Source organism: Pseudactinotalea sp. Z1739 (assembly GCF_049725055.1).
GTDB lineage: Bacteria > Actinomycetota > Actinomycetes > Actinomycetales > Beutenbergiaceae > CALKWS01.
Window position 1 is genome coordinate 161,619 of sequence record NZ_JBMPQA010000005.1, and the last position, 18,373, is coordinate 179,991.

The following is an 18,373-nucleotide window of genomic DNA, read 5'->3' on the forward strand; positions in this document are numbered from 1 at the left end:
CCCAGGAAGGCCCCCCATGGCTCCCACCCCAGTTGCGTTGAGCGTGCAGAACCTGAGTTTCGCCGTCGGTGGTATCAGGATTCTCACCGACGTGAACCTCACTGTCCCCGCCGGGGAGATGCTCGGCGTGATCGGCCCCAACGGGGCAGGCAAGACCACGCTGTTCAACATGATCTCGGGCATCCACCGGCCCACCGCCGGCAGGATCGAACTCGCCGGCCGCGACATCACCACCGCAGCGATCCACCTCCGGGCCCGGGCCGGGCTGGGCCGCACCTTCCAGACCTCCAACCTGTTCCCGGGACTGAGCGTGCTGGAGAACGTGCGGCTGGCGGCCCAGCGGGAACTCGGTGGCAACCTGTCGGTGTTGCGCTTCCCGCGCTGGCGCGACGAGGCCACCACCATCGCCCGTGACCACCTGGCCGAGGTCGGCCTGAGCGATCTGGTGGACGTGCAGGCCGGCGGTCTCAGCCACGGGGACAAGCGCAAGCTCGAGATCGCGGTGCTGCTGGCGATGAACCCCCGCGTGATCCTGCTCGACGAGCCGATGGCCGGGGTATCCCGCGCCGATGTGCCCGGACTGTCCGAGGTGATCCGTGGCATGCACCGTGACCACAACTGCACCGTGCTGATGGTCGAGCACCACATCGACGTCGTGATGGACCTGGTCCAGCGGGTGGCCGTGCTGCACCAGGGCGCCATCCTGGCACTGGACTCCCCGGAGGCGATCATGGACGACCCGGCCGTGCAGAGTGCCTACCTGGGGACGGCGGCATGAGCGCGCTGCTGCAGGTCGAGCACCTGTCCGCCGCCGTCGGTGGCCAGCAGGTCGTCGAGGATGTGTCGTTGAGCGTGCCGGAGGCCGGGGTGACCGCGGTGCTCGGCCGGAACGGCGTGGGCAAGACCTCCACGCTGAAGGCGATCATGGGCTTGATCACCCGGTCCGGCCGGGTCACGTTCGCTGGTGAGCGCATCGACTCCGAACACACCCACAAGATCGTCCGCCGCGGCATCGGGTACGTGCCCGAGGACCGGGAGGTGTTCGCCGGGTTGACCGTGGCGGAGAACCTGCGCCTGGCGGTCCGCGACGCCGACCCCCGCCACGATCTGGTCGAGGCCCTCTTCCCCGACCTGGTCCCGCGGGCCGACCAGCGCGCCGGGACGCTGTCCGGGGGGCAGCAGCAGATGCTGTCCCTGTCCCGGGCCCTGATCAACCGCAACCGGCTGCTGCTGGTGGATGAGCCCACCAAGGGTCTGGCGCCACGGATCGTGGACCAGGTGGCGCAGGCGCTGGAGGAAGCCGCCCGCACCGCCCCGATCCTGCTGGTGGAACAGAACCTGCCGGTGATCGAACGCCTCGCCGACGAGGTCGTGGTCATCGACGCAGGCGTGGTGGTGCACACCGGCAAGGCGGCCGACCTGCTGGCCGATGAGGACGCCGTCCAGCGCTTCCTCGGCGTGGCCACCCACCCGACCACGGAGGTGCAGACATGAGCACCGTGGTGCTGCTGCTCGTGACCGGCTTGGGACTGGGCGCGCTGTACTTCCTGATCGCCTCCGGGCTGTCACTGATCTACGGCCTGATGCACGTGCTGAACTTCGCCCACGGGGTGTTCCTGTCGCTGGGTGCGTTCGTCGGCTGGGAGGTCGCCAAACGGTTGGACCCCGGCACCTGGGGCGGCTTCGGCCTGGCCCTGCTGGCCGGGGCGGTCGCCGGCGCCGTGATCGCCGCGCTCACCGAGTTGTTCCTGATCCGCCCGCTGTACAACCGGCACATCGAGCAGGTCCTCATCACCGTGGGCCTGGGTCTGGTGGGGGTGGCCTTGTTCGAAGGTGTCTGGGGCACCGACCCGGTGTTCATCTCCGGGCCCAGCTGGTTCGGCCAGACCACCTCGATCATGGGGGCCAGGGTCCCCAACACCGTGTTCATCACGATCGCCGTCGCCGCGGCGCTGCTGCTGGGCCTGGTGCTGTTCCTGCGACACACCCGGTACGGCCTGATCATCCGCGCGGGCGTGGAGAACAGGTCCATGGTGACCGCGCTGGGGATCGACGTACGCCGCTCCTTCACCCTCGTCTTCGCCATCGGCGGCGCCGCCGCCGGCCTCGGCGGGGTGCTGGCCTCGCAGTACTTCGGGTACGTCTCGGCACACATGGGCCAGACGCTGCTGATCTTCGCCTTCATCGTCACCGTCATCGGTGGGCTCGGCTCACTCGGCGGTGCCGCGATCGCCGCGATCCTGGTGGCGGTGCCGCAGCAGTTCGCCAACTACTACTGGAGCGTGGGTGACCTGATCGCGGTGCTGGCCCTCGCCGTCGTCCTGTTGCTGCGCCCCTCCGGCCTGCTGGGAGTGAAACGAGCATGAGTACCGACACCCGGGACCACACCGAGGCCACCGCTGCCGCCGACCCGGCCGAACCCGGCGCCGACCAGGTACGCCGACCCAGCCGCCGGGCCCCACTGCTCGTGGGCCTGGCGATGGTGGTGGCCGTGGCGTGCCTGCCGCTGCTGGATGTCTCCGTCCCCGGGGTGCTGCCCGGCGCCACCTACACCCCCGGCACCATGCACCTGCTCGCCCTGTGCATGATCTACGGCGCCCTGGCGCTGACCTACCACCTGGTCTACGGGGTCGCCGGGATGCTCAGTTTCGGGCACGCGCTGTACTTCGCCGCCGGCGCCTATGGTCTGGCGATCGTGCTGCAGCGCACCGACATGCCACTGCTGATCGCCGCGGTGCTGGTCCTGGTGGCCGCGATCGCGCTGGCCACCCTGGTGGGGGCGGTGTCGTTGCGGGTCTCGGGGGTCTCCTTCGCGATGGTGACCCTGGCCTTCGCGCAGGCCGGCAACGTGATCGCCCGGCGGAACCTGGGTGGCTACAGCGGCGGGGAGGAAGGCATCGGTCTGGCCACCGCGAACGTGCCGGACGCGCTGGTGGGCGTGGTGAACACCCGCAACATGTACTGGTTGGCGCTGATCCTGCTGGTGGTGGTCTACGTGGTGGTCACCTGGGTGCAGCGCTCCCGTGCCGGGCACGTGGTGGAAGCCACCCGGGAGAACGAGATGCGGGTGCGGGTGCTGGGCCAGGCGCCCTACCTGATCCGGCTGCTGACCTTCGCCATCGCGGGCACCCTGGCCGCCGCGATCGGGGTGACCTACCTGCTGCTGCAGTCCCAGGCGGTCCCGACGATCTCCTCGGCCGAGTTCACCATCCAGGCGCTGATCATGGTGGTGCTGGGCGGCGTGGGGTCCCGCTGGGGCGCGATCGTGGGGGCGGTCACCTTCACCATGCTCAACCAGCGGCTGTCGGTGCTGGCCTCCTCCGAGGCCGTCGAGGGTCTGCCCACGGTGCTGCGGATCCCGATGAGCGAACCGGCCTTCATCCTCGGTACGCTGTTCATCCTGGTGGTGCTCTTCCTGCCGGGTGGCATCGCCGGCGGGCTGCGGCGGGTGGCCACCCGGGTGGTCGGTGGCAAGGGTGCCGCGCAACGGCGCAAGGCACGTGAACGACGCCGGCTGGAGGAGATCGCGTGAACGCACTCGAGCCCGGCGGTCACACCCTGGGTCGTTGGACCGCCGATCACGCCCGGTTGACCCCGGAGAAGGTGGCCATCGACGAGCGCGGCGTGCGCACCACGTACGCCGAACTCGACGCCCGCGCCGCTGCGCTGGCCGACCGGCTGCTGCGGGCCGGTTACCGCAGTGGTGACCGGGTGGCCACGCTGACCCGCAACAGCACCGCACACGTGGTGCTGTTCTTCGCCTGCGCCAAGGCGGGCCTGGTGCTGGTGCCGTTGTCGTGGCGGCTCGGCACCGGTGAACTGACCTATCTGCTCGGGCACGCACGCCCGGCGCTGATCGCTGTGCAACGCCCCTTCGCCGACGATCTCGACGCGACCGGGGCCTCCGGTAGCGCGCCGGTGGTGTTCCTGGAGGACCTGGACGAGGGGGAGGCGCCGGCGCCGGCCCGCACCCAAGCCGGACCGGGCCGTGCACCCCGGGACGACGACCCGCTCCTGATCGTCTATACCTCCGGCAGCACCTCCAGCCCGCGCGGGGTGGTGCTCACCCACGCCAACTGCTTCTGGACCAACCTGTCCCTGTCCGGGGTGGCCGGGATGACCACCGAGGACGTGGTCCTGGCGGTGCTGCCGCAGTACCACGTGGGCGGGTGGAACGTGCAACCGTTGCTGGCCTGGTGGCGGGGGGCCACCGTGGTGCTGGAACCGGACTTCGACCCGGAGCAGGTGCTCGGCGTGCTCACCCAGCACCGGGTGAGCACCATGATGGGCGTGCCCTCCCACTACCGCATGATCTCCGAGGTTCCCGGATTCGCCGAGGCGGACCTGTCCGGCCTGACGCACATGGTGGTGGGCGGTGCCCCCATGCCTGTCGGGCTCCTGCGCACCTGGCACGATCGCGGGGTGCGGGTGATCCAGGGCTACGGCCTCAGCGAAGCCGCCCCGAACGTGCTGCTGGTCCCGCCCGAGGATGCCTTCACCCGCGTCGGCTCGGTCGGCAAGCCCTACCCGCACGTCGAGGTGGCGCTGGCCGAGGTCGGTACCGGGGACCTGATCACCGGCGCAGGTAGCGGGGAGCTGCTGGTCCGCGGCCCGGCCGTGTTCGCCGGCTACCACGACGACCCGGAGGCCACCGCCGCCGCGTTCACCGGCGACTGGTTGCGCACCGGCGACCTGGCCACCAGGGACGAGGCCGGCTACTACCGGGTGGTGGACCGGCTGTCGAACATGTACATCACCGGCGGGGAGAACGTGGCACCGGCGCAGGTTGAGGACGTCCTGCGGAGACATCCGCAGGTGGCCGACGCCGCCGTGATCGGGGTGCCCGACGAGCGCTGGGGTGAGGTGGGCCATGCCGTGGTGGTGCCCACCGACCCGGACCGGCCACCGGCACCGGAGGAACTGCTCGCTCATTGCCGCGCCGAACTGGCGACGTTCAAGGTTCCCCGCTCGGTGCGGTTCGTCACCGAGTTCCCGCGTACCGCGCTGCACAAGATCCGCCGCGGCGCCCTGATGCCTGAGCCGAAGGAGACCCGATGAGTGCCCCACCGCGTACCGAGCGAGGATCGCGGACCCGCACGCGGATCCTGGCCGTGGCCACCGAGGTGTTCGCCGAGTACGGGTACCACGAGGCCTCGATCGTGAAGATCACCACAGCGGCTGACGTCGGGCAGGGCACCTTCTACCTGTACTTCACCTCCAAGCAGCAGGTGTTCGAGGAAGTGGTGCGGGACCTGAACTCCCGGGTGCGCCAGGCGATGCACGAGGCCTCCAGCGCCGAGACCGGCCGCATTGCCGCTGAGCGTGCGGGCTTTCGCGCATTCTTCCGCTTCACCGCCCAGAACCCCGCGCTGTACCGGATCATGCGCCAGGCCGAGTTCGTCGCCCCGGACGTGTTGCACGTGCACTACGAGACCATCGCCCGCGGTTACGTCGCCGGCCTCACGGCCGCCCAGGAACGTGGCGAGGTGGCCGCCGACCTGGACCCGGAAGTCACCGCATGGGCCTTGATGGGCATCGGCGAACTGGTCGGAATGCGCTGGGTGACCTGGACCGAGGGCCAGGCTCCGGAGGAACTTCCCGAGGATGTCTTCGACGGCATCATGACGCTGATCGAGCGGGCGCTGGAGCCCGGAGAGGCAGGGCAGGGCGATGACTGACCTGACCGGGAAGCACGCGGTGGTGACCGGGGGCGCCGCCGGGATCGGGGCGGCCTGTGCCCGCGCACTCGCGCGGGCCGGTGCCCAGGTGCTGGTCGCCGACCGTGACGAGCGTGCCGCCGAGGCGCTGGCCGCCGAGATCGGGGGCCGGGTCTGGGCCGTGGACCTGGACGAGACCACCGTCCTGACCGAAGCCACCCTGCAGGCCGACATCCTGGTCAACAACGCCGGGATCCAGGTGGTGGCCCCGATCCAGGAGTTCGACCCGGCCGACTTCCGCCGGATCCAGCGGATCATGGTCGAAGCCCCGTTCCTGCTCATCCGGGCCGTCCTCCCGCACATGTACGCGCGGGGTTGGGGTCGTATCATCAACGTCTCCTCGGTACACGGGCTGGTGGCCTCGCCGTACAAGAGCGCCTACGTCACCGCCAAACACGCCCTGGAAGGGTTGAGCAAGGTGACCGCCCTGGAGGGTGCCGCCCACGGTGTGAACAGCGTGTGCGTCAACCCGGGGTACGTGCGCACCGCCCTGGTGGAGAAACAGATCGCCGACCAGGCCCGGGTGCACGGCATCGGTGCGGAGGAGGTGCTGGAGAAGGTGCTCCTCACCCAGCAGGCGGTCAAGCAACTGGCCGAGCCAGACGACGTCGCCGACCTGGTGCTCTGGCTCACCGGCCCGCACTCGACCATGGCCACCGGTTCCTCCTTCGGCCTGGACGGGGGGTGGCAGGCCAGATGAGGACGCACACCTACCGCACCGTGAACGTACCGGTGGACGGGGGGTACCTGCGCGCGGGGATCTGGGAGCCCGAGGCGCCCGCACCCCTCACGCAGGAACCCCCGGTGCTGGCCGTCCACGGCATCACCGCCACCCACCAGGGCTGGTTACGGCTGCCCGCGCTGCTGCCCGGCAGGCGCATCATCGCCCCGGACCTACGCGGCCGGGGCCGCTCGAACACGCTGCCCGGCCCGTATGGGATGGTGCGGCACGCGGCGGACCTGACCGCCCTGGTGCGGTACCTGGGCGTGACCGAGGTCACCGCGCTGGGTCATTCGATGGGCGCCTTCGTGGTCGTGGTGCTGCAGGACCGCCAGCCGCACCTGGTGCGGGACATGGTGCTGGTCGATGGCGGTCTCCCGCTGGAGATCCCGGCCGACGCCGACCCGGACCTGCTCATGCGGGCCGTCCTGGGCCCGGCGCTGCAGCGGCTGCGGATGACGTTTCCCGACCAGGAGGCCTACCGGGACTTCTGGAGCGGCCACCCGGCCTTCAGCCCCGGACTGGTGGCCGAACTGGCGCCCTACTTCGACTATGACCTGGAGCCGGACGGCGACGGCTGGCGTCCGACCTCGGCCGTCGAGGCGGTCGCGGCCGACCAGCGCGAACTGGTCACCGGAGACCTGGTGCACCGGGCCCTGGCGCATCTCGCGACCCCCACCACGTTCGTGCACGCCCCCCGCGGCCTGCTCGATGACGCCCCGTTGTACCGTCCCGAGCACGTACGGGCCTGGGCCGAACGTCTGCCCTGCCTTACTATGGAATGGGCCGACGACGTCAACCACTACACCGTCGTGATGTCCGCCGCGGGAGCGCGGCTGGTGGCCGCGCACCTGGCCGGGCGCCCCGCGGCGGATCCGACGATGACGACGGAAGGAGTACGACGATGACGACGACCACAGCAGGGTCGCCGGCGCAGAGCGCCGGCTTGGACAAGGTGGTGGACTCCCCGGCGACCGCGGTGGCCGATATCGCCGAGGGGGCCTCGATCGCGGTGGGCGGGTTCGGGTTGAGCGGTAACCCGGTGGCACTGATCGAGGCGTTGCTGGCCCAGGGGGCGAGTGAGTTGTCGGTGGTGTCGAACAACTGCGGGGTGGAGGACTACGGTCTCGGGCTGCTGCTCGGGGCCGGACGGCTGGCGAAGATGACCGCCTCCTACGTGGGGGAGAACAAGGACTTCGAGCGCCAGTACCTCTCCGGTGAACTGGAGGTGGAGTTGACGCCGCAGGGCACGTTGGCGGAGAAACTGCGAGCGGGAGGATCGGGGATCGCGGCGTTCTACACCAGGGCCGGGGTGGGCACCCAGGTCGCCGAGGGCGGATTGCCGATGCGGTACGCCCCCGATGGGTCGGTGGCCAAGGCCTCCCCGGCCAAGGAGGTGCGCACCTTCGGTGCCGGCGGCACGGAAGCCGAGTACGTCCTGGAGGAGGCGATCAGTTGCGACTTCGCCCTGGTGCACGCGATGAAGGGGGACCGCTACGGCAACCTCGTGTTCAACAAGGCCTCGCGCAACTTCTCCCCCTTGGCGGCGATGGCGGGGCGGGTGTGTGTCGCCCAGGTGGAGGAGCTGGTGGAGCCGGGCGAGATCGATCCGGACGAGGTCCACCTGCCGGGCATCTACGTGCACCGGCTGGTGCATGTGGGCAGCGACTTCGAGAAGCGGATCGAACGGCGCACGGTGCGCCAGGAAGCGGGGCGGTGACCATGGCTCTGACTCGTGAGCAGATGGCGGCCCGGGCGGCCCTGGAACTGCCCGATGGGGCCTACGTGAACCTGGGCATCGGGATGCCGACGCTGGTGCCGAACTACGTGCCGGCCGACAAGGCGTTGGTGTTGCAGTCCGAGAACGGGATCCTGGGGGTGGGTCCCTACCCGCTGGAGGAGGAACTGGATCCGGATCTGATCAATGCCGGCAAGGAGACGGTGACGGTACTGCCCGGGGCGGCGTTCTTCGATTCGGCGATGAGTTTCGGAATGATCCGCGGCGGCAAGATCGATGCGGCGATCCTGGGAGCGATGCAGGTCTCGGCCGCTGGGGACCTGGCGAACTGGATGATCCCGGGCAAGATGGTCAAGGGCCCCGGCGGGGGGATGGACCTGGTGTACGGAGCGCGCAAGGTCATCATCCTGATGACCCACACCGCCAAGGACGGCAGCGCCAAGATCGTCGATGAGTGCTCGTTGCCGCTCACCGGTAAGGGCGTGGTGGACCGGATCATCACCGACCTGGCCGTCATCGACGTCACCGCCGATGGGCTGGTGCTCGTCGAAACCGCACCGGGAGTGAGTGTGGAGGAGGTCAAGGCAGCCACCGAACCCGGGCTGACGGTGGCCAGTGACCTGACCAAGGTGGAGGTACGGGCATGAGTGACATCGTGATCGTGGCCGCGGCGCGCACCCCGCAGGGGCGGATGAACGGTGCGCTGTCGACGCTGCCGGCCACCGAACTGGGTGGCCACGCGATCAAGGCGGCCCTGGAACGTGGCCGGGTGCCGGCCGAGGCCGTGGACGCGGTGTTCATGGGCCAGGTGCTGCAGGCCGGCGCCGGGCAGGCCCCGGCCCGGCAGGCCGCGATCGCCGCCGGTGTGGGGTGGCGAGCCCATGCCACCACGGTGAACAAGGTCTGCCTGTCCGGCTTGAGCGCCATCATCGACGCCACCCGGCTGGTGCGCTCCGGTGAGGCCCAGGTGGTGGTGGCCGGCGGGATGGAGTCGATGAGTCTGGCCCCGCACCTGCTCGCCGGATCACGCAAGGGCTGGGCCTTCGGTCCCACCACCGCGATCGACCACATGGCTTATGACGGGCTGACCGATCCCTGGAGCGGTGAGGCGATGGGGCTGGGCACCGACCGCCGTCGGGACGTCTTCCCCACGACCCCCGGCGAGCAGGACGCGGTAGCCGCCGCCTCCCACCAGCGCGCCCAGGCCGCGTGGCAGGCCGGACGGTTCGACGCCGAGGTAGCCCCGGTCACGATCCGCACCCGCCGGGGGGAGACGGTCGTGGAGCGCGATGAGGGCGTCCGTCCCGACACCACCGAGGAATCGCTGGCGAAGCTGCGGCCGGCGTTCACCCCCGAAGGCCACATCACCGCCGGGAACGCCTCCCAGATCAGCGACGGGGCCGCGGCCGTGGTGGTCACCACGGCGCAACGGGCCGCTGCCGAGGGCTGGGATGTGCTCGCCGCTGTGGGGGCCTGCGGGCAGGTCGCCGGCCCGGACGCGTCATTGCAGGAGCAGCCCGCCGCGGCTCTCGAGGTGGCCCTGGACCGGCAGGGCTGGGCTGTCGGTGAGGTGGACCTGCTGGAGATCAACGAGGCCTTCGCCGCCGTGGTGATCGGCTCGGCCGCCCGCCTCGGCGTGGACGTGTCCGTGATCAACCCCGACGGCGGCGGGATCGCCCTGGGCCACCCCATCGGCGCCTCGGGCACCCGCCTGGCCGTCCACGCCGCCCACCGCATCGCCGCCGGGGAGGCCACCCGCGCCGCCGTCGCCCTGTGCGGCGGTGGCGGGCAGGGCGAGGCACTGCTGCTGCACACCCCCTAGGCGTGCACGCGCCCCGCACGGCCAGACCCGAGGAGAGACCATGACCACCCCGACCAGCACGTCCGTCACCGAAACCGACGTGGACACCGGCCGGCTGCGCACGCACGTCCGGATGGCCGGGGAGGCATCCGCTGAAGGCGGCACGGTGATCCTGGTGCACGGGAACTGTTCCTCCTCGGCGTTCTTCCACCGGTTGCTCACCACCCTGCCCGAGGGCTGGCGCGGCATCGCCCCTGACCTGCGCGGCTACGGCGACACCGAGGTGGCACCACTGGACGCGACCCGCGGCATGGGCGAGCTCTCCGATGACGTGATCGCCGTGATGGACGCACTCGGGGTGGAGCGGGCCGCGTTCGTCGGCCACTCCGCCGGGGCGGGTGTGATCATGCAACTGGCGATCGACCATCCCGGCCGGGTGGCCCGGATGCTCCTGGAGGCGCCCGCATCGCCCTACGGGTTCGGCGGCACCGCCGGCACCGACGGCACACCGGTGTGGCCCGACTTCGCCGGCTCCGGGGGAGGCACCGCCAACCCGGACTTCGCCGCGGCCATCGCGGCAGGGGACCGCAGCACCGACCACCCGCACTCACCGCTGTCGGTGTTCCGGGCGCTGTATGTGGCGCCGGGCACCGAACTGGCCGATGAGGATCTGCTGCTGGACTCGGTGCTGTCTACCACCATCGGTGCCGGAAACTATCCGGGCGATTCGGTGACCAGCGAGAACTGGCCGGGTGTGGCGCCCGGCACCACGGGGATCAACAACGCCCTGTCACCGAAGTACTACGACGTCTCCGCATTCGCGGACGTGCCGCAGGTGGGTCCGGTGCTGTGGGTGCACGGGGACGCGGACGCGATCGTGTCCGACACCTCCTCGCTGGACTTCGGCCAGCTCGGCGCCCTGGGCGTGGTGCCCGGCTGGCCTGGCGCCGACACCTACCCGCCGCAGCCGATGGTCAGTCAGATGCGCGCGGTGTTGGAGACCTACGCCGCGAACGGCGGTACCTACCGCGAGGTGGAACTGCCCGGCATCGGCCACAGCCCCCACATCGAGGCCCCGCAGGTGTTCGGGCACCTGCTCGAAGAGTTGCTGACCGGCTGAGCGCGGCCCGCCCGCGGGCTCGCTGGCCGCCCGCTGAGTGAGTCTGCGGTCGTGGTTGCCGCTGCTGCCGGCGCTGGACACCGGTCGCGCGACCGGTCACCGGTGCCGCGCGCCCGCGGACCGGCACGACGGCGACGGCACGGTGGTCGTTGATGCACCCGGAGCAAGCCCGCCCGGGGTGTGTGGCACATCACACATCCGGAATCTTCGGAGTGGGGCCGACGTTGGAATAGATGACGACGTGTAGTCAGATTTGAAGGAGGACATATTGGCCCGCAGGCGGCGCAAGTACGAGGAATTCGAGGACGACGACGGCACCCTGCTCCGGTATGCCTACCACCCCAACGGAGGTGGCCTGGTCTCGTCCAAGGCCACGGTGCACCCGACCGCATCGGTGGGCCCGGCAGCCTACGTCGACCCGGGCGCACGGGTGGGTGAGCGCGCCCGGTTGGACCAGCGTGCCTGGGTGGACCGCGGAGCGGTCGTGGCCGCCGAGGCCGTCGTCGGTGCGAACACCCACATCGGAGCCGGCGCGGTGATCGGTCGCGGAGCGCGTGTGCGCGATGGCGCGGTGGTCGCGGCCGGGACGAAGGTGCCCGACCACGGGGTGGTCGAGCCGGACACGGTCTTCACGGTCGAGGAGGCCAGCGGCTACGGCACCGCCGCCTGAAGCCGGCCGGGGCACCCGTGCCGGTGGGCGAGGATGGGGGGATGCTGAAAGTCTCCACCGTGAACGTCAACGGCATCCGAGCCGCCTATCGCCGCGGGATGGCCGACTGGCTGGCCACCGCCGATCCGCAGATCCTGCTGCTCCAGGAGGTGCGGGCCAGCGATGAGATCATCACCGAGCACCTCGGGTCCGAGTGGCACCTGATCCACCGGGCCGGTGCCGCCAAGGGTCGCAACGGGGTGGCCGTGGCCTCCCGGTACCCGCTCACCGCCGTGCGCTCGGGGCTGGGTCCACCCGAGACCGAGGACCAGGTGGGCCGCTGGGTCGAAGCCGACCTGGAGGTGCCGGGACCGGGGAGGATCACGGTGGCCTCGGCCTATGTGCACTCCGGCACCGCCGGCACTCCCGCCATGGATGACAAGTACGCGTTCCTGGACAAGGTGACCGCTCGCCTGGGTGAGTTGATCGCCGGCGGCCGCGACGTCGTCGTCGGCGGGGACGTCAACATCGCCCACCGCGAGGTGGACATCAGGAACTGGAAGGGCAACCTGAAGTCGGCCGGCTTCCTGCCCGCCGAACGGGCCTACCTCGACGCCTGGTTGGAGCAGGGGTGGGTGGATCTGGGCCGGCGGCACGGTGGAGACGGGCCCGGCCCCTTCACCTGGTGGTCTTGGCGCGGCCAGGCCTACAACAACGACGCCGGCTGGCGCATCGACTACCAGTACGCCACGCCGGAGCTGGCCGAGAGCGTCACGTCGGTCCGGGTGGACCGAGCCCCGTCCTACGCCGAACGCTTCTCCGACCACGCGCCGCTGACGGTGACCTACGGCCGCTGAGCCATGCCCGGGCGTCAGTGCGCCGGCGCGGCGGCCTCGGCGCTCAGGAACGCCGGATCCCGGTGCCCGGCGGCGCTGAACGCCTCGGCGACGTGTGCGGCGATCCGTTCGGCGCCGCCGCGAGGAATCAGCGCGATCGCCGAGCCACCGAACCCGCCGCCGGTCATCCGCGCACCCAGCGCACCGGCCTCGCGGGCCGCCTGCACCGCGGTGTCCAGTTCGGCTGCGGAGACCTCGTAGTCGGTGGCCAGGGAGGCGTGCGAGGCATCCATCACCGCGCCGGCCCGTGCCCAGGAGCCCGCCCCCAGCAACCCCACGAACTCCTTCACCCGGGCGATCTCGGTGACCACGTGGCGCACCCGGGCCCGGGTGGTCTCATCCGGCAGCGCCGCGAGGGCTCCGGGGAGTTCTGCCGCGCTGACCTCCCGCAGCGTCTGCACCCCCAGCGTCGCCGCCGCCGACTCACAGGAGGCCCGGCGCTGCGCGTACTGACCATCGACCAGGGCGTGCTCGGCGCGGGTGTCGATGACCAGCAGTTCCAGGTCCGCAGCGGCCAGGTCGAAGGGCACCTGTTGCACCTGGCCGGACCGGGTGTCCAACAGCAGCGCGTGCCCGGCGGTGGCCCGCAGCGCCGCCGCCTGGTCCATCCCACCGGTGGGGGCGCCGGCGATCTCGTTCTCGGCACGCACGCACACCCGCGCGGCCCATGCCCTGCCCGCATCGGTCCGTAGGTCCGGTCCGGTCCAGTCGCTCCCGACCAGGCGCGCCAGGGCCATCACGGTGGCGCAACCCAGCGCCGCGGAGGAACTCAGCCCGGCGCCGTAGGGGACGCAGGAGGCCACCGCCAGGTCGAACCCGGGTACCGGGACCCCCTCCTGGGCCAGCGCCCACGCCACCCCGGCCACGTAGGTGCCCCACCCAGAGACCGAACCGGGGCCCACCTGGGACAGGGAGGCCTCCCACAGCCGGTCCTCCTTCTCCGAGACCAGGCGGACCCGGTCATCAGCCCGGGCCCGAGCCGTCACGAAGGTGCGGTGCGGTAGCGCGATCGGCAGGCACAGGCCGCCGTTGTAGTCGGTGTGCTCCCCGATCAGGTTCACCCGGCCGGGTGCCGAGGCGACCACCACCGGGCCCCCGGCTGTGCCGCCGTGGGCCGCCGCGTCGGCTGCTGCCGTCCGCGAACCGGCGCGGGCGCCGAAGGCGGCCGCGAAGACCTCCTCGGCCCTGCTGCGCCCGTGAGCATCGGTCCAGGCCTGGATGAGTGCTGAACTGTTCATGACCTCATCCTCTCAGCTCGAACACGGCGCCGGCAGCCCCGCCGCGGCACAACACGGCAGGATCGGCGTACTCACGCACCGGCGCCGCAGAGTAGCGTGGGAGGAGAACGCGGGCAGATCAGAGGCGGGCGAGGCCCGGGGCCGGACGAGAGGGAGCAGGTGCCGATGTCGATGTGCCGACCCGAGCGTCCGGAGAGGTGCCCGCGGTGACATTGCCCGAACGGGTGGGGGACCAGTTGCGGATCGGGGTGTCGATTCCGATCCCCGAGCCGTACAACTCACGGCTGACGCGTGCCCGCGTCGAGGCCGGTGACCCGCACGCCTACTCGGTCCCGCCCCACGTCACGCTGCTGCCGCCGGTGGTGGTCGAGCCCGACCAGATGGGCGTCGTGGTGGACCACCTGAGCAACGTGGCCGACCGGTCCCGGCCGTTCGTGATGGAACTGAGCGGCACCGAGTCCTTCCGCCCGCTGAGTCAAGTGGTGTTCGTGAGCCTGCGCGCCGGTGCCCAGGAGTGCGCGGCGCTGCACGAGGCGGTCAATGCCGGCCCGTTGCGCCAGGACCTGCGCTTCCCCTACCACCCGCACGTGACCATCGCCCACGACGTGCCGGCGGAGGACCTGGACCGTGCCGAGGCGGACATGGCCGGATTCGACGCCCTGTTCGCGGTGGCCCACTTCTCGCTGTACGAGTTCGGGGACGACGGCGTCTGGCGGGATGTGAGTACGTTCGTGCTGTCCTCCTGACCCGGTCGGCAGCGGCCGCTCAGTCCATCGACAGGAGTGCCCCGGCAGTCCGGACCGGGCATGCTGGAGGTATGGCGAAGATCAAGAAATTCCTCGAGTGGGCCGTGCGCACCCGGGTGGTGCGGGCGCTGGGCCGGTACGGCAGCGCGAACGGGGCGCTGCTGTCCGGTGGGATCGCCTTCTCGGCCCTGTTCTCGATCTTTGCCGCCCTGGTGATCGGGTTCACCGTGTTCATGGCGGTGCTGGGGGGCAACGAGCCGTTGCTTGACTCGGTGCTGGACCAGCTCGACGAGGTACTCCCCGGGATGGTGGACACCGGCGACGGCGGGATGGTCACGCCCGATCAACTGCAGCTCACCACCGCCGGCGGGATCGCCGGGGCGATCGCGGTGGTGGTGCTGCTGAACACGGCGATCGGGGTGATCACGGCGCTGCGCAGCGGTGTGCGGGCGATGTTCGGGATGGTGCGGCCCAAGGAGAACCCGGGGCTGGCGATGCTGCGTGACCTGGGCGGGTTCGCCGTCCTGGCCCTGAGCGTGCTGGTCACGGCCGTTCTGGGAGTGGCAGCCGGGACGATGGCCACCTGGTTGCTGGACCTGATCGGCCTGGGTGATGCTCCCGGCGTCGGATTCCTGTTGCGCGCACTGGGCCTGCTGGTGGCCCTGGCGGTCGACACGTTGATCTTCATCTTCATCTACCGCGGACTGGCCGGGGCGCGCCCGCGCCGCCGGGACCTGATCATCGGAGCCGTCATCGGCGGGATCGGAGCCGGCGTGCTGCGGTACCTGGGCACCTCGGCGGTAGGGGCCGTGGACAACCCGCTGCTGGCAGGTTTCGCCGCCATCATCACGTTGCTGCTGTGGGTCAACCTGCAGGTGCGGATCGTGCTGATGGTCGCGGCCTGGACCGCCAACCCGCCGAAGAAGTTCAAGGTCACCCCGGACATGATCACCCACTACGACGAGGTTCCCAACTACGTCACGGTCTCGGCGCCGCACACGTTCACCTGGGCCCATGACCCGGTCACCGGCCGGGTCCTGCCCATCGTCGAGGATCCGGTCCCGGAGCCGGAGGAACCGTACTGGGGCGGCCTGATCGGTTGGGTGCGGGATTCGACCCGTCGCGCGAAGGGCTCGGAGCCCGAGCCGGCGGGGCCCGACCCGGAGGACCTTGCCGCCGAGCACTCCGCGCCCTTCGACCTCACCGACCCGAATGGGTCGAATCGGAGCGACCGGGGCTCCAGGCGCGGGAACGGACCCGGAACCGGCGGCTCGTGAACTAGCCTGCGCTCCATGCACGCGATCATTCCCGCCGGTGGTGCGGGCACCCGGCTGTGGCCGCTGTCGCGCCGGGACCACCCGAAGTTCCTGCACGACCTCACCGGCACCGGACGCAGCCTGCTGCAGGCCACCATCGACCGGATGACTCCGCTGGCCCGCTCGGTCACGGTGGTCACCGGCGACCGGCACGCCCAGTCGGTACGGGAGCAACTCCCGCAGGTGCCCGCCGAAGCGGTCCTGACCGAACCCGCCCCCCGGGACTCGATGGCCGCGATCGGCCTGGCCGCAGCGGTGCTCGCGCGCCGGCACGGCGGCGAGGACGTGATCGTGGGATCCTTCGCGGCCGATCATGTCATCACCGACGAGGAGGCCTTCGCCGAGGCGGTCGGGGCCGCCGAGGCCGCTGCCGCTGCGGGGTACGTGGCCACCATCGGGGTCGAGGCTTCCAGCCCCTCGACCGCCTTCGGTTACATCGAAGCCGGTGCGGAACTGACGCAGGTGCGGGCGGGGTTGCCCGTGCACCGGGTACAGGCGTTCACCGAGAAGCCCGACGCCGACACCGCGACCGCGTACCTGGCCACCGGCCGGTACCGGTGGAACGCCGGGATGTTCGTGGTGGCGGCGCGGGTGCTGCTTGATCACCTGGCGCGGCACCAGCCGGACCTGGCCGCCGGCCTGGACGCGATCGCGGCCGCCTGGGACGGCCCGGAGCGTGAGCAGGTGCTGGCGAGGCACTGGGCCGGGCTCCCCGCGATCAGCATCGACCACGCGATCGCCGAACCGGTGGCCGCCCGTGGCGGGGTAGCAGTGGTTCCGGCGAGTTTCGGCTGGGACGACGTGGGGGACTGGGCGTCCATCCGGGCGGTTATGGGCCCGGCCGGTGCCGATGCCGCGGTGCGGGTGCTCGGTGACGCCGACCGGGTGCTCGCCCTGGATGCGCCCGGTGGCATGGTGGTGCCCGGCAGCGGACGCACGGTGGTGCTGGTCGGGGTGCCCGATGCGGTGGTGGTCGACACCCCGGATGCGATCCTGGTCACCACGGCCGCGCACGCGCAGCGGGTCAAGGACGCCGTCGCGGCACTGGCGCGGCCCGGTGCGGACCACCTGCTCTGAACGCGCCGGCCCGGGCAGGTACCCTCGACGTCGTGGTTTCCCCTTCCCCGGCGGCTGCGGCCCTGGCCGAGCGCGTGCGCGCGCGTGCGGCTGACCTCAACGACGAACTGGTCGCGTTCCGCCGCGATCTGCACGCCCACCCCGAGCTCTCCCGCGCCGAGCACCGCACCACCGACCGGGTGGCCACCCGGTTGGAGGCGGCCGGGTTGACGGTCCGGCGGTTGGAGGGGACCGGGCTGATCTGTGACATCAGGGCCCGGGCCGAGGGTCCCTCCGGGGGCATGGTGGCCCTGCGCGCCGACCTGGACGCGCTGCCACTGAGAGAGGTCTCCGGGCTCGGGTTCGCCTCCACTGTGCGCGGTGTGGCCCATGCCTGCGGCCACGACATGCACACCACCGTGGTGCTCGGGGCCGGGCTGGTGCTGGCCGACCTCGCCACCCAGGGTGACCTGCACAGCGACGTCCGCCTGATCTTCCAGCCCGCCGAGGAGGTCCAGCCCGGGGGCGCCCTGGATGTGATGCGCGCCGGGGGACTCGAGGGGGTCGAGGCGATCTTCGCCCTGCACTGCGACCCCAAGTTCGACGTCGGCCAGGTGGGGACCCGGATCGGACCGATCACCTCCGCCTCCGACACCGTGACGGTGACCCTGACCTCCACCGGGGGACACACCTCCCGCCCGCACCTGGCCGGTGATCTGGTGGCGGCCCTCGGGCACGTGATCACCGCCGTACCGGCGATGCTCACCCGCCGCATCGACCCGCGCTCGGGAGTCAACCTGACCTGGGGCGCGGTGCGGGCCGGCAACGCCCCCAACGCGATCCCCTCGGTGGGTAGCGTCACCGGGACGCTGCGCTGCCTGGACGCCGGGGCCTGGGCGTACGCCCAGGAGCTCCTGGTCGATGTGGCCAAGCAGGTGGTGGCGCCGACCGGGGTGGAGGTGGACGTCCAGATCGTGCGCGGGGTGCCGCCGGTGGACAACGACGAGAAGTCGGTGCGATTCCTCGACGAGAGCGCCCGCACCGCGCTGGGGCCGGACTCGCTGCAACTGACCGAGCAGTCCCTGGGCGGGGAGGACTTCGCCTGGTACCTGACCGAGATCAAGGGGGCGATGGCCCGCCTCGGCACCCGGACCCCCGGCGGACGCACCTACGATCTGCACCGTCCCGATGTGATCTTCGACGAGGACGCCATCGGGGTGGGGGTGCGGTTCCTGACCCAGGCCGCTGCCCGCGCCGGCCGGGAACGCTGAGAACCGGCCCAGGCCTCGTGGCGGTGCCAGTGCCCGCCGGTGGAGGTACCAGTTGGATAACAACCGCACCCGGTACGACCCGAACCCGCCTGCGCCACCCCGTT

19 protein-coding genes are annotated in these 18,373 nt (G+C 71.2%); 18 read left to right on the forward strand and 1 reads right to left on the reverse strand.

What is annotated here, in order from left to right; translation table 11 throughout:
• The first annotated feature begins 16 nt into the window (after nt 1-16).
• The 14 genes from ACO0LV_RS08495 (at nt 17) to ACO0LV_RS08560 (ending at nt 12,603) form a co-directional block, all read left to right on the forward strand.
• Nucleotides 17-778, forward strand: a complete 762-nt coding sequence (locus tag ACO0LV_RS08495; RefSeq protein ID WP_424787456.1) for an ABC transporter ATP-binding protein — start codon at nt 17-19, stop codon at nt 776-778.
• A complete protein-coding gene (locus ACO0LV_RS08500; RefSeq protein ID WP_424787457.1) occupies nt 775-1,494 on the forward strand; it encodes an ABC transporter ATP-binding protein in 720 nt (239 codons plus the stop codon). Before ACO0LV_RS08495 ends, ACO0LV_RS08500 begins: the two co-directional genes overlap by 4 nt.
• Nucleotides 1,491-2,366 (forward strand): branched-chain amino acid ABC transporter permease, encoded by an 876-nt coding sequence (locus tag ACO0LV_RS08505; protein ID WP_424787458.1) that lies wholly within the window; start codon nt 1,491-1,493, stop codon nt 2,364-2,366. Before ACO0LV_RS08500 ends, ACO0LV_RS08505 begins: the two co-directional genes overlap by 4 nt.
• The gene (locus ACO0LV_RS08510; protein WP_424787459.1) at nt 2,363-3,532 is read left to right on the forward strand and encodes a branched-chain amino acid ABC transporter permease; all 1,170 of its coding nucleotides are present in this window, start codon (nt 2,363-2,365) and stop codon (nt 3,530-3,532) included. Before ACO0LV_RS08505 ends, ACO0LV_RS08510 begins: the two co-directional genes overlap by 4 nt.
• On the forward strand, nt 3,529-5,058 hold the full coding sequence (locus ACO0LV_RS08515; protein WP_424787460.1) for an AMP-binding protein: 1,530 nt from the start codon (nt 3,529-3,531) through the stop codon (nt 5,056-5,058). The genes ACO0LV_RS08510 and ACO0LV_RS08515 overlap by 4 nt, the downstream gene beginning before the upstream one ends.
• Nucleotides 5,055-5,678: a TetR/AcrR family transcriptional regulator gene (locus tag ACO0LV_RS08520; RefSeq protein ID WP_424787461.1), complete on the forward strand. Its 624-nt coding sequence runs from the start codon at nt 5,055-5,057 to the stop codon at nt 5,676-5,678. Before ACO0LV_RS08515 ends, ACO0LV_RS08520 begins: the two co-directional genes overlap by 4 nt.
• On the forward strand, nt 5,671-6,417 hold the full coding sequence (locus tag ACO0LV_RS08525) for a 3-hydroxybutyrate dehydrogenase (RefSeq protein WP_424787462.1): 747 nt from the start codon (nt 5,671-5,673) through the stop codon (nt 6,415-6,417). Before ACO0LV_RS08520 ends, ACO0LV_RS08525 begins: the two co-directional genes overlap by 8 nt.
• Complete coding sequence (locus ACO0LV_RS08530) at nt 6,414-7,346, forward strand: alpha/beta fold hydrolase (RefSeq protein ID WP_424787463.1); 933 nt, start codon at nt 6,414-6,416, stop codon at nt 7,344-7,346. The genes ACO0LV_RS08525 and ACO0LV_RS08530 overlap by 4 nt, the downstream gene beginning before the upstream one ends.
• The gene (locus ACO0LV_RS08535; RefSeq protein ID WP_424787464.1) at nt 7,343-8,158 is read left to right on the forward strand and encodes a CoA transferase subunit A; all 816 of its coding nucleotides are present in this window, start codon (nt 7,343-7,345) and stop codon (nt 8,156-8,158) included. Before ACO0LV_RS08530 ends, ACO0LV_RS08535 begins: the two co-directional genes overlap by 4 nt.
• 2 nt (nt 8,159-8,160) lie before the next feature.
• On the forward strand, nt 8,161-8,823 hold the full coding sequence (locus ACO0LV_RS08540) for a CoA transferase subunit B (protein ID WP_424787465.1): 663 nt from the start codon (nt 8,161-8,163) through the stop codon (nt 8,821-8,823).
• Nucleotides 8,820-9,998: an acetyl-CoA C-acyltransferase gene (locus ACO0LV_RS08545; protein ID WP_424787466.1), complete on the forward strand. Its 1,179-nt coding sequence runs from the start codon at nt 8,820-8,822 to the stop codon at nt 9,996-9,998. Before ACO0LV_RS08540 ends, ACO0LV_RS08545 begins: the two co-directional genes overlap by 4 nt.
• 40 nt (nt 9,999-10,038) lie before the next feature.
• Entirely contained in the window at nt 10,039-11,097 is a 1,059-nt protein-coding gene (locus ACO0LV_RS08550; RefSeq protein ID WP_424787467.1) for an alpha/beta hydrolase, read from the forward strand.
• 268 nt (nt 11,098-11,365) lie between these two features.
• Nucleotides 11,366-11,767, forward strand: a complete 402-nt coding sequence (locus tag ACO0LV_RS08555) for a transferase (RefSeq protein WP_424787468.1) — start codon at nt 11,366-11,368, stop codon at nt 11,765-11,767.
• Nucleotides 11,768-11,808: 41 nt separating this feature from the next.
• The gene (locus ACO0LV_RS08560) at nt 11,809-12,603 is read left to right on the forward strand and encodes an exodeoxyribonuclease III (RefSeq protein ID WP_424787469.1); all 795 of its coding nucleotides are present in this window, start codon (nt 11,809-11,811) and stop codon (nt 12,601-12,603) included.
• A 14-nt stretch (nt 12,604-12,617) separates the two neighbouring features.
• On the opposite strand, the gene galK is transcribed toward ACO0LV_RS08560, so the two are convergent.
• The gene (gene galK, locus ACO0LV_RS08565) at nt 12,618-13,880 is read right to left on the reverse strand and encodes a galactokinase (RefSeq protein WP_424787470.1); all 1,263 of its coding nucleotides are present in this window, start codon (nt 13,878-13,880) and stop codon (nt 12,618-12,620) included.
• 206 nt (nt 13,881-14,086) lie between these two features.
• On the opposite strand from galK, the gene ACO0LV_RS08570 reads away from it, so the two are divergent.
• The 4 genes from ACO0LV_RS08570 to ACO0LV_RS08585 all read left to right on the forward strand — a co-directional run bounded on the left by ACO0LV_RS08570 (nt 14,087) and on the right by ACO0LV_RS08585 (nt 18,269).
• Nucleotides 14,087-14,626 (forward strand): 2'-5' RNA ligase family protein, encoded by a 540-nt coding sequence (locus ACO0LV_RS08570; RefSeq protein WP_424787471.1) that lies wholly within the window; start codon nt 14,087-14,089, stop codon nt 14,624-14,626.
• A gap of 71 nt (nt 14,627-14,697) precedes the next feature.
• The gene (locus ACO0LV_RS08575; protein WP_424787472.1) at nt 14,698-15,903 is read left to right on the forward strand and encodes a YihY/virulence factor BrkB family protein; all 1,206 of its coding nucleotides are present in this window, start codon (nt 14,698-14,700) and stop codon (nt 15,901-15,903) included.
• Between the two features lie 15 nt (nt 15,904-15,918).
• Nucleotides 15,919-17,019 carry a mannose-1-phosphate guanylyltransferase gene (locus ACO0LV_RS08580; RefSeq protein ID WP_424787473.1) on the forward strand — a complete coding sequence of 367 codons (1,101 nt, stop codon included), beginning with the start codon at nt 15,919-15,921 and terminating at the stop codon, nt 17,017-17,019.
• 32 nt (nt 17,020-17,051) lie between these two features.
• Nucleotides 17,052-18,269: an amidohydrolase gene (locus tag ACO0LV_RS08585; RefSeq protein ID WP_424787474.1), complete on the forward strand. Its 1,218-nt coding sequence runs from the start codon at nt 17,052-17,054 to the stop codon at nt 18,267-18,269.
• Nucleotides 18,270-18,373 lie beyond the last annotated feature (104 nt).

Bases quoted from the DNA above. Each gene is read 5' to 3' on its own strand.
- ACO0LV_RS08495 (WP_424787456.1), top strand. From the start codon at position 17: ATGGCTCCCACCCCAGTTGCGTTGAGCGTGCAGAACCTGAGTTTCGCC.
- ACO0LV_RS08500 (WP_424787457.1), top strand. From the start codon at position 775: ATGAGCGCGCTGCTGCAGGTCGAGCACCTGTCCGCCGCCGTCGGTGGC.
- ACO0LV_RS08505 (WP_424787458.1), top strand. From the start codon at position 1,491: ATGAGCACCGTGGTGCTGCTGCTCGTGACCGGCTTGGGACTGGGCGCG.
- ACO0LV_RS08510 (WP_424787459.1), top strand. From the start codon at position 2,363: ATGAGTACCGACACCCGGGACCACACCGAGGCCACCGCTGCCGCCGAC.
- ACO0LV_RS08520 (WP_424787461.1), top strand. From the start codon at position 5,055: ATGAGTGCCCCACCGCGTACCGAGCGAGGATCGCGGACCCGCACGCGG.
- ACO0LV_RS08525 (WP_424787462.1), top strand. From the start codon at position 5,671: ATGACTGACCTGACCGGGAAGCACGCGGTGGTGACCGGGGGCGCCGCC.
- ACO0LV_RS08530 (WP_424787463.1), top strand. From the start codon at position 6,414: ATGAGGACGCACACCTACCGCACCGTGAACGTACCGGTGGACGGGGGG.
- ACO0LV_RS08535 (WP_424787464.1), top strand. From the start codon at position 7,343: ATGACGACGACCACAGCAGGGTCGCCGGCGCAGAGCGCCGGCTTGGAC.
- ACO0LV_RS08540 (WP_424787465.1), top strand. From the start codon at position 8,161: ATGGCTCTGACTCGTGAGCAGATGGCGGCCCGGGCGGCCCTGGAACTG.
- ACO0LV_RS08545 (WP_424787466.1), top strand. From the start codon at position 8,820: ATGAGTGACATCGTGATCGTGGCCGCGGCGCGCACCCCGCAGGGGCGG.
- ACO0LV_RS08550 (WP_424787467.1), top strand. From the start codon at position 10,039: ATGACCACCCCGACCAGCACGTCCGTCACCGAAACCGACGTGGACACC.
- ACO0LV_RS08560 (WP_424787469.1), top strand. From the start codon at position 11,809: ATGCTGAAAGTCTCCACCGTGAACGTCAACGGCATCCGAGCCGCCTAT.
- galK (WP_424787470.1), bottom strand. From the start codon at position 13,880: ATGAACAGTTCAGCACTCATCCAGGCCTGGACCGATGCTCACGGGCGC.
- ACO0LV_RS08575 (WP_424787472.1), top strand. From the start codon at position 14,698: ATGGCGAAGATCAAGAAATTCCTCGAGTGGGCCGTGCGCACCCGGGTG.
- ACO0LV_RS08580 (WP_424787473.1), top strand. From the start codon at position 15,919: ATGCACGCGATCATTCCCGCCGGTGGTGCGGGCACCCGGCTGTGGCCG.